An 8,951-nucleotide genomic window follows, 5' to 3' on the forward strand; every position below is an offset into this window, starting at 1 on the left:
CATCACCCCGCGGTCACGTTCCTCGGAAGCCCGGTCACGATGCCGGAATCGTCGGTCACGTTCACCGGAATACGCACAGCCCCATTAAGCGCTCCTGCTGTTCGCCGACTTTGGTCTGTACAAAGGCGTAGTTGGCCCACACGCGCTGCACGACGGTGGCGTTGCTCACCAGATAGTCGAAGGGGTTCAGCACGGCGTAGCAGTCCGCGCAACTCACCTCGCGCTGGTGGAGGTCCAGGCGAATGCGAAGGTGATGGCGGCAAGGGCGCTTGTCCGATGTCGCGATCTCGAAAGGGCTTTGCGGTATCTCGTCAGACAGGTGGTGGCCAGGAAATGCCACCACTTTGGAGATGCCATCGTCGACGGTTTCGATGTGCCCGCTCATTTAGTTCGCTTCACGGGCTTCTCCTGGGGCGAGGGGAATGGAACGGCATCGACCGCATGGTGGGCGAGCCTGGCGTCCTCCACGCGCCGCAGCACCGTGGATATCCGTGTCTCCAGCGCGGCGCACAGGCCATAGGTGCTTTCGAACGTGGCCTTGTGGCCAGCCTCGATCTCCGAGATCTGACTGGCGGAGACACCGCTCAGCTCTGCAACCGCCCTGAGAGTCAGCTTGCGGCGTAGCCGCTGCTCACGCAACTTTTCGCCGGGCGCGAGGAACGGGAAAGATCGCGCGCGTTGCAAATCGCGTGGACGCTCCGTGCGCGGACGGCCCGCGCTGCGCGGGCGATCGGTCGTGTGCTCAGTAGGCCGGGTAGCCAGAGCGCGCACGGCGGCCGTATTCATGGTTTGTTTCTCGTGTGGGCGCGGGCAGCAGGTCGGTCGAAAAGTGCGCATGGGTTGCATGGACTGCAGGGGTTGCTTGGGTTGCATGGGTCAAGTACGCGGTGGCGAGGTCCGCGGCGCGTTCAGGCCAGCAGCGGTGTCACCGCGGAAGTGCCGATCAGGTAAATGCACTGGTGGTTGTGCGCCCATCGGTCGTGCGCCTGGTCCAGACGCTTCTGGCGCCAGCGGTCGCCGCTGGAATCGCAACCTGTGCGACCGCCTGCATTCGGGCTGAGCGTCACACCGGGAAGCTGCGATGCGCACGCACAAACGAGCTCGTCGAGCGTGGCGGGCGAATCCTTCAGGACGCGGAACTCGACAAACCCGCACACGAGCTGCGCGGTGCTTGCGCCCGTTGCTTCGGCCGGGACGCTGGCTCCGCTACTGGTGGCGCGAGCATCAGCGAAATGATGCGGCGGGGAATCGCATGGGTCCACCAGCAAGGCGGGCGCGACGATGGCCACGCCAAAGGCGTTGGTGATGGCTATGGTGCTGGTGCTGGTGATCGATGTGGCGCTCGGTGTGGCGATCGGTGCACACGACCCGCGCCGGCCCAAGGTCGCCGGACGCCCGTTGTCCTGGCCTGTTTGCAGCAGCGTGGGCGTTTCGTGCTCCTCGTGCCCCTCGCCGCGCACACCGGGGGGAGCGCCAACCAGGGAGCCCGGGGGAGCGGTGGAGAAGAACGTGCAACCAACTAGCGTTTCTCTGAGGGTCGTGTGCGTATGTCTCGCGGCATAGGTATAGTGCAAACTTGTAAAAAAAGAAGTGTCTTTGAAATCCAAAGCAATGTGGCAGAAGTAGTTACTTGGACCTGTGTGCGACGAGAGTGCGCACGGTGGTCCTACGAGTGGTTGCAGTCCGAGATCGGACTGGTGGCGACGCTGGTCGGGCAGATGTCACCGGCAAGCGCCTGCTCCTGGTGATCGACGAAGCGGACCTGCTTGGCTCCAAGCCGGAGCACGAGAACTTCGTCCGATCGTTGCGCACGCTTCTGGACGAGCGTCGGGGCAAGCTCTGCACATTGTTCTGTGGTTCATCGCAGGCGCGAATGAACGACCTCTTCCTGCGCTCCAAATCGCCGCTCTTCAGGTTCGCGACGCAGCAGGAATTCACGCCTTTGGGGGACCACTTCCTCGAACACTGGCGAATGAACATCGCAGGGATCATGGATGCGAAGAACGGCCAGCTGACCCTGGAGCACATGCGGGCGGCCTTCATCACCACCGAGCGCAATCCCCGCATGCTGTGGTCGGCCGTCGTGGAGATGATCCAGCATGGGTCCGTCGACGTGGTGGCCTATGCCCGCAAGGCAGCCGATCCGCGCGGTGAAGGCTCCGCGCTTGCCGATCGGATGGCTGGCCTCTCGGCGCTCGACCGGCTCCTGCTTCGCGCGATCGTCGCGCATGCGGTGGCGCGGCGCGACGGTCAGGCGCCGGCTCCTGCGCCGCTCGAGTTGTTCTCCGCCGCCGCCCGCGCGCGCGTGAAAGCCGCGATCGGCATGACGCCGACGCCCACCCAGATCCAGGGCTCCCTCCTGCGCCTGGCCGATGGCGAGACGTCGCTTGTCACGGCCCAGGGCAGCGGCGTCTACGAGATCGACGACCCGTACACGCTGGCATGGCTTCAGGAGGAGTTGCTCGACGAGGCGCCTGCCACGCGCTCCGAGGGCCTGACGCTGCCGGCATCGACTGCAGGCGAGGACGAAATCACTAATGACTCCGAACGAGAGTTCCAAAGATCGAGCGCCTGATACGCCGACATCAGATCACATGTGACCTGCGCTGCGCGCCGAGGCGGTCGTTGTCCAGGTACTGTGCCAACACTTCGAGGTCGGCAGCACGGACTTTGCAAGCCACAAAATGGCGACGCCAGTCTTCTACCACCAAGGCGATTTCCCGGACGATCGCCTTGGCCGCAGCAAGCTTCAGTCCGAACGAAGCGATGCTCGACAAGGCGTTGTCGAGCGTCGAATCCGCTCCGTGGAGACCCACTGACATGGCCTGATAGCCGAGCCCGCTCATGCTCGGCACGATGTCAAAGGCCGGCGATAGCAGCCAGTTGCCATCCGCCTGCCGCAGCAGCGCATGGTTCTTTTCATGGTCGTCCGTGTTGTCCATGAAGATGTTGAACACCATGCGCCGAAAGAGCTGCATTTGCTGTGGCTGAATCTCGTCGGATCGGCACAGCCGGCGCAGTTGTTGGCCCAGTTGCGGGTATCCGTACACCTCACCGACGGCACGCAATGCGACGTGTGCAGAAATTGCGTGGACACGTGCGCCGCCTGTGCGATCGAAGCGTCGCACCGCGACCGCGTGCTTGCTGCGAACTGCCAGCGCCCGCGTGGCTGCGACGTCGACGCCGCATTTCGCTGCCAATGTCATCGTCGCGTGTTCGATGAGAGGCGTATCTTCGTCCTCCCCCTCACCGAATTTGACCAGCCACGGATATCCGTCGATCTCGACAACCGACTTGGGTCGCGCGCCCCCGAGTGAGACACCGGGCCGCAAAAGTCGCTGCTCGATCTCTTGCACGGGTTCATTTGCAATGATCTTGCGGATCACCTCGTCCATGGCGTCCAGATCTCTGAGCGCGGGCATGGGAGAGGAAGACCAGGGCGCGTAAACATCGGATCGCAGGGACACGCCGAGCGCGCCATATCGATCCCCACCAGCGAATAGCAGGAACTCGAGCAACGACATCCGCGAGGCGCGCTCGAATTTGCGGATCACACGCTCGCCCCAGCGGTCGGGGCGCGCGTCGTCGATCGCGCCAGCGGCCGACTGCTTTTGATTCGGCACGAACAGCTCGTCGACCAGCGGCAGATCCTCGCTGAGAGCGAAGCCGTACGCGAGCCAGTCTTTGTCGTAGCGCAGTGCCACCGCCTGCCCGTTCAACGCGAGCGAGATCTCGCCGACCAGGATAGGCCGAGTGGGATCCGTCAGCATCCAAAGCGCCAACTGGTCCTGTGGGCGATAGGAATTAGGTTCAGGCTCGGCGCGTTCAGGCATGGCTCTTCGCTCCCCTGCGCGAAGCCGCCTGAACTTCACCTTCGAGCGCCGCCAGGTCGTGAGCCGGATTCGCCAACGCGGCCAGGGGTTCCTGGCGCTGGATCATCCAGAGGGCTGTGGCGTACACGCCCATGGACACGGAGGGATCGCCTTTCTCCATCTTCATGAGCGTGGGCACCGAGACGTTCAGGCGGACCGCCCAATCACGCAGGGATTGCTTTCTGCGCTTGCGGGCAATCGCCAAATCCGTGCCGAGACGCTTTAACGCGCTTGCTACGGCAGAGGGCAGACTTTGAACAGCTGCGGCGCTTGAAGGCATTCCCTATTGTTTCACAAAAAGCTAGTTTTGTTCAATCTTGGTTCTACTTTTTGCGACGAATTCGAAGAAGGCGCGCGGCGCGGCAACAAGAGCAAGCCTCAGGGCAGCGGCGAAGTGACGCTTGAATCCGAGGACGCCGCCCTTGGCACTCTCGTGTCGATCAAGGCATTGAGCCGGTCCATGTCGCGCTCGGTCATGCCGGCCTCTTCGTAGAAGTCGTTGCGCCGTTCCACCGTATCCACCACGCGATCGACGATGACGCCGGCGCCCTTCGCAGTCAGCATGAAGCTGCGCGGTTCGGAGAGGACATTCCCGATCGTCCCATCGCGCCCATGCGCACCGATGCGCAAATAGTGCGCGGCGCTTGACTGCGTCACCACGTCGAACACTGGCGACAACCGAAGCATGTGCGTGCCACCGTCGACGTGCTCGACAAATCCGAAGTTCTTCAGGTGGTCGTCCGTGTTGTGCAGCGCGACGTTCAGCGCCATGCGCGCGTACAGGCTCTTGCGGTCGTCCTCAGGGAACGGCGACACCGCGGAGACGATGTGCGCCAGGTTCGCGTAGGAGAAGTTGCGCTCGTCGTTGGCAGTGTTGAGGCGCTTGTTTTCGGGGACCGCACTCACCAAGGAGATGCCACTCGCGAAGTGCAAACGATCGAGCTCGCGCGCCGTGCGGTCGAAGCGCCGAATCATGAGCACCGACCCCAGCGCAGTTTCGGCCAACCGGATCTCGGGAACCTCGATGCCGATGTCCTGCGCCATGCGCAGGTTGGCGAACTCCAGGCGTTGCCGGTCCACCGAACTGCCGGGCTCGGCGAACTTGCAGATCCAGATGCCGCGCTGCGCATCGCGCATCACTGCCTTGGCGCGGGCGCCGCCGATGGACCACGTGCCTGCCAGGAGACCTTCAAGGTCTGCCGGCATGGGCTGGGACGTGAAGACGTTGTGCGCAGCCTGGTGCACGCGCTCGAGGTCATGCTCGAGGGTGGGCAACGTCTCGTAGCCCGGAAGGTCATCGCGCGTGAGCTTGGGCGAGCGCGCGAAGAGGAGGGCGCCCACGCCATTGCCGCGGCCCATGAGCAGCAGGGCGGACTCGGCCGGATCGGCCACCCCGGTCTTGTAGCGCACCAGCGTGCGGCCCCACATGTCGGGGCCGGCATCGAACAGCACACCCAGCTTCACGTACTTGCTGTCCGTCTCGACCCAGGAGCTCTTCAGGCTGAGCGGCAAGTTGATGGGATCGAGCGCGAAGCGATGTTCGGATGCGAGCCAGCCCTTCAGGTAGCGAAAGCGCGCCGAGAAGCCGCCGATCGCCTTCAGGTCGAAGCGCATCTCGCCGACCAGGTGCACGCCATCGGGTCGATCGATGTGCACGAACAGCTGATCGGGGATCGACCTGGCGTCAGCCGAGGGGGTGGAAGGAGTGGATCGCATGATGCGCAGCAGTTCAGCGGTTCAGCCGCGGAGCGTTGGCGCCGCGCTGGGTCGCTTCGGGGAGCGGCCGCGCTGACGCAATCCGCCCGCCTGAGTGGCTTCCATGGCCACAGGCGCGATCAGGTCGATCAGCCGCACAGCGTAGACCTCGAGCGCCGCCAGGAAGTCGCCGAGGGCTACCTGGCCCGCAACCTGGGGATCTGCCGACTCCATCCGCTGCCAGGAACGCACGCTCACGCCGATTCGTGCCGCGGCCGTGGTTTGCGAGTCGCCGCGCGCTAGGCGCAGCGCCTTCACGGTTTCGGAAAGCGCCTGGACAGAGAGGTCGGACTGGATTGTCACATCCACATAGTACGCCGTATATGGCGTATTGTTTTGAAAGATTATTTCGCGCCGTCATTGACTGAAGCGGTCCGGGACTGCAAAGATCGACCCATGAGCACCCACACTGTCGACGCCGACCAACGTTTCTCCCGCACCCTGAACGCCTGGTTGAAGAGCGAGGACAAAAACTTGCAGGCCGCCGTCCTCGACGGAAAGACGGTCTTCGAGGCGGCCCTCGCACTGCAGCGCGAGCCGGTGTCGGTGCTGCGCCATCTGGACACGCTCGAACAACTCCAGTTCGACGATGGAACCGAGGAGTGGGTTGAGGTCATGAGCCTCGCACTTTCCGGTGTTCCCCTGCGCGAAGTGATCGACTGGTGCATGGCCGCCGATGAACGCATGCCTTACGAACTCATCGATGCCATGCGCAGCGGTCCCGATCTGCGGGCGGAGTTCGAGCTGGCACGTGAACTGCAGATCGCAGTGCCGTGTGCTGAGGCGATCGACGACCTGGTGTGGCTTGCGGCACAGCCTGCCGCAAAACAAGCCGGCTACGCCGCTTCGGCTGCAGCGGTACAGGCTCGCTTCGATGCGCTGACGCCGACGACGCTCAGGCAGCAGGTGATCGGCCACGTGGCGCTGGAGCGTTCAGTTGTCTGGGCCTGCGCCGGCAATTCGACATCGACCGGCCGTGGTGGCAAGGCGTCGCGCCGCGCACCGCCGAGCACCACATCCGGTACGAAGCCGCGCGAGGCGAGTGGACGTCGGCGCAGCACGACCAAGACCAGCAAGCCGAAGGGCATCCGCAACAAGTGGGCGTATGCGAACTGGCAGAAATCGAAGGTTGCAAAGGTTTCGAAGCCTGCGAAGGCGCCTTCGTTGGCTAAATGAACAATGGCCCTCGCTCTGTAGCGTGCCTCGTCTCCGAGAAAACTGCCGGCCGTCATTGACTGGAGCGGCAGTCCCCTGCTAACATAATTCGCAACACGCTATCGTCACGGACTCTACTTTATGAATGCCATCCAGTCCGCCTCGCGACGTTTACTTGCCCTTCTGGCGTCTTTCATCCTCGTCGGTCCCTGCCAGGCAGCCACACGCCTGCGAAGGCTTGTACAGGCCTGGCGGCTTGGAGCGCACCGTGTCATCGCGCTTTATGGCGTCGATGTGTTCGCGTCGACGCCAAACTGAGCCGTCTCGTTGGGTTTGCCGACGATCCACTGAGCCAGGTCGACGGCCTTGAGATCTGCATGCTTGTTGGGCCGATAGCTATTCAGATGGCTCAGTCGAAGGTCGGCGGTGTGGGGGTGCGGATAAAAACTTGGACTGGTTTTATGCCGCAAGTCCAAGACTCACCTTGTATTCGATCGGGCTGAGGGCCCCCAGGGAGATCTTGATCCGCTTCTCGTTGTACCAGCGGATGTACGAGTCGACCATTTCAATGAACTGCTCGATGGTCGTGCCCTTCCAGTCCCGAGGATAGAACAGTTCGTTCTTGAGGCGACCGAAGAAGCCTTCGCAAGCCGCATTGTCCGGAGAACAGGCCTTGCGGGACATCGAGCGGATGAGGTTGGCATCGCTCATTCTCGATAGCCAGTCTGGCCAGCGGTAGTGGCCGCCGCGGTCGGAGTGGACCACAGGCCGGTCGGCGTTGTCCATCACCGTCTCGATGGCTGCATCCAGCATGGTATTGACCAGCTCAGCGTCAGGGCTCGTGCCAATGGTCCAGCTCACCACCATGCCGTCAAAGCAATCGATGATCGGCGACAGGTAAACCTTGCCGGCGGGGATCTGGAACTCTGTGATGTCCGTGAGCCACTTCTCATTGGGTGCCGCAGCCTGGAAGTCGCGGTTGATGATGTTCTCTGGTGCTGGACTGATCTCCCCCAAGTACGAGGCGTATCTGCGCTTCTTGTGCATTGGAACAACCAAGCGCTCCTGCTTCATCAGCCGCTGCACCACCTTCTCCGAGATGTTGACCTGCTGCCTGGTCAACGAGGCCTGCAGCCTACGGTAGCCGTAGCAACGGTGGTTCGACTCAAAGATCTCGGTGATGGACTGCCGCACCTGGAGGTACTTGTCGCCCACCACTGCGCGGGCCCGATGGTAGAAGTACGAGCTACGTGCAATGCCCAACTGTGCAAGGAGCTCTGGCAAGCCGTAATGCTCCTTGAGGGCGTCAATCAGCAGTGTCTTCTCCCGGTTGGACAGGAGCTGCAGATCGACGCCCAGGCCTTTTTTTAACAGTTCATTGGCCTCGTTCAAGAGGTCCTGCTCAAGGCGCAGTTGCCTGACTTCGCGGCGCAACGCCTCAACCTCGCGCTCGAGCTCGTCGCGCTCTTGAGCCCGCGGGGACTGATTGGTGTGTTTCATGGATGCGGGTGCCTCACGTCCCAGAAGCTGGTTCTTCCAGTTGTACAACGTCGGCCTGCTCACGCCAAGCTTCTGAGCAACCACCTGCGCACTTGCCTCACGAGTGCACAGTTCGAGGACCGCCAGCTTCTTCAGTTGCGGCGGCCGAGGTGCACTGACGGCCCTTCCAACAACGCGTTGCCGGGAGTCGGGGTCCAGTTCATGAATCCAGGCACGCAGCAAATCGCGGCACGGATAGCCCAACGCCTTGACCGTGGAGGCGATGCAGCGCCCGTGCTCGGCGTAGTGTTTGACAGCCTGCTCCTTCTGAATTTGAGAATACTTCGGCTTCGAGCGCGCGTAGCTGGACGACAGGTCCAGGCGCCGCTCGTACTCCTCATGCCAGCTCCTCAAAGAGTTCTTCGTCGGATAGCCCAACTGGCGGATAGTCGCCCCGGTGCGCTTGCCCAGCTTGATGTAAAGCGTGACCGCTCGGATGCGGTCTTCGTATGAATACATGAACTACTTTCAGGTAGTCCAAGTTTTTATCCGCACCCCCCGCAGCGCATACAGTTCGGAATTCAAGCTGCAGGTTCTGTTACATCAGGACCGTGAACGACTGTCCAGCCGTCGGGTCGCCGCCATCTATGACATCCGCAATCCGAACCAGGTTGTGGTCTGGCGACGCGA

The 8,951-nt window shown here is 62.6% G+C and carries 10 protein-coding genes; 2 read left to right on the forward strand and 8 right to left on the reverse strand.

Features of this window, described 5'->3' with window-relative positions:
- Positions 1 to 61: 61 nt before the first annotated feature.
- From QN397_RS26010 to QN397_RS26020, 3 genes are all read right to left on the reverse strand, one after another.
- On the reverse strand, positions 62 to 385 hold the full coding sequence (locus QN397_RS26010) for a hypothetical protein (protein ID WP_323502423.1): 324 nt from the start codon (positions 383 to 385) through the stop codon (positions 62 to 64).
- Positions 382 to 786: a helix-turn-helix transcriptional regulator gene (locus QN397_RS26015; protein WP_323502424.1), complete on the reverse strand. Its 405-nt coding sequence runs from the start codon at positions 784 to 786 to the stop codon at positions 382 to 384. The genes QN397_RS26010 and QN397_RS26015 overlap by 4 nt, the downstream gene beginning before the upstream one ends.
- 122 nt (positions 787 to 908) lie before the next feature.
- Complete coding sequence (locus tag QN397_RS26020) at positions 909 to 1,607, reverse strand: hypothetical protein (RefSeq protein WP_323502425.1); 699 nt, start codon at positions 1,605 to 1,607, stop codon at positions 909 to 911.
- A 137-nt stretch (positions 1,608 to 1,744) separates the two neighbouring features.
- Here QN397_RS26020 and QN397_RS26025 point away from each other — a divergent pair, with 137 nt between their 5' ends.
- Positions 1,745 to 2,575 carry a hypothetical protein gene (locus QN397_RS26025; RefSeq protein WP_323502426.1) on the forward strand — a complete coding sequence of 277 codons (831 nt, stop codon included), beginning with the start codon at positions 1,745 to 1,747 and terminating at the stop codon, positions 2,573 to 2,575.
- A 10-nt stretch (positions 2,576 to 2,585) separates the two neighbouring features.
- Here the strand turns inward: QN397_RS26025 and QN397_RS26030 are convergent, their stop codons facing one another.
- The 4 genes from QN397_RS26030 to QN397_RS26045 all read right to left on the reverse strand — a co-directional run bounded on the left by QN397_RS26030 (position 2,586) and on the right by QN397_RS26045 (position 5,936).
- Positions 2,586 to 3,770, reverse strand: a complete 1,185-nt coding sequence (locus QN397_RS26030) for a type II toxin-antitoxin system HipA family toxin (RefSeq protein WP_323502427.1) — start codon at positions 3,768 to 3,770, stop codon at positions 2,586 to 2,588.
- A gap of 55 nt (positions 3,771 to 3,825) precedes the next feature.
- Positions 3,826 to 4,152, reverse strand: a complete 327-nt coding sequence (locus tag QN397_RS26035; protein WP_323502428.1) for an XRE family transcriptional regulator — start codon at positions 4,150 to 4,152, stop codon at positions 3,826 to 3,828.
- A gap of 98 nt (positions 4,153 to 4,250) precedes the next feature.
- Positions 4,251 to 5,588, reverse strand: a complete 1,338-nt coding sequence (locus tag QN397_RS26040) for a HipA domain-containing protein (RefSeq protein ID WP_323502429.1) — start codon at positions 5,586 to 5,588, stop codon at positions 4,251 to 4,253.
- 21 nt (positions 5,589 to 5,609) lie between these two features.
- A complete protein-coding gene (locus tag QN397_RS26045; protein ID WP_323502430.1) occupies positions 5,610 to 5,936 on the reverse strand; it encodes a helix-turn-helix transcriptional regulator in 327 nt (108 codons plus the stop codon).
- Positions 5,937 to 6,023: 87 nt separating this feature from the next.
- On the opposite strand from QN397_RS26045, the gene QN397_RS26050 reads away from it, so the two are divergent.
- Entirely contained in the window at positions 6,024 to 6,803 is a 780-nt protein-coding gene (locus tag QN397_RS26050) for a hypothetical protein (protein WP_323502431.1), read from the forward strand.
- Between the two features lie 438 nt (positions 6,804 to 7,241).
- On the opposite strand, the gene QN397_RS26055 is transcribed toward QN397_RS26050, so the two are convergent.
- Positions 7,242 to 8,780, reverse strand: coding sequence for an IS3 family transposase (locus QN397_RS26055; RefSeq protein WP_323502432.1), 1,539 nt, complete (start codon positions 8,778 to 8,780; stop codon positions 7,242 to 7,244).
- Between the last annotated feature and the right edge of the window lie 171 nt (positions 8,781 to 8,951).

It is taken from the genome of Variovorax sp. RTB1 (assembly GCF_035018765.1).
GTDB lineage: Bacteria > Pseudomonadota > Gammaproteobacteria > Burkholderiales > Burkholderiaceae_C > Variovorax.

Coding starts and splice junctions, on each gene's coding strand:
- QN397_RS26030 (WP_323502427.1), bottom strand. CDS start 3,770: ATGCTGACGGATCCCACTCGGCCTATCCTGGTCGGCGAGATCTCGCTC.
- QN397_RS26010 (WP_323502423.1), bottom strand. CDS start 385: ATGAGCGGGCACATCGAAACCGTCGACGATGGCATCTCCAAAGTGGTG.
- QN397_RS26050 (WP_323502431.1), top strand. CDS start 6,024: ATGAGCACCCACACTGTCGACGCCGACCAACGTTTCTCCCGCACCCTG.
- QN397_RS26015 (WP_323502424.1), bottom strand. CDS start 786: ATGAATACGGCCGCCGTGCGCGCTCTGGCTACCCGGCCTACTGAGCAC.
- QN397_RS26040 (WP_323502429.1), bottom strand. CDS start 5,588: ATGCGATCCACTCCTTCCACCCCCTCGGCTGACGCCAGGTCGATCCCC.
- QN397_RS26055 (WP_323502432.1), bottom strand. CDS start 8,780: ATGTATTCATACGAAGACCGCATCCGAGCGGTCACGCTTTACATCAAG.
- QN397_RS26035 (WP_323502428.1), bottom strand. CDS start 4,152: ATGCCTTCAAGCGCCGCAGCTGTTCAAAGTCTGCCCTCTGCCGTAGCA.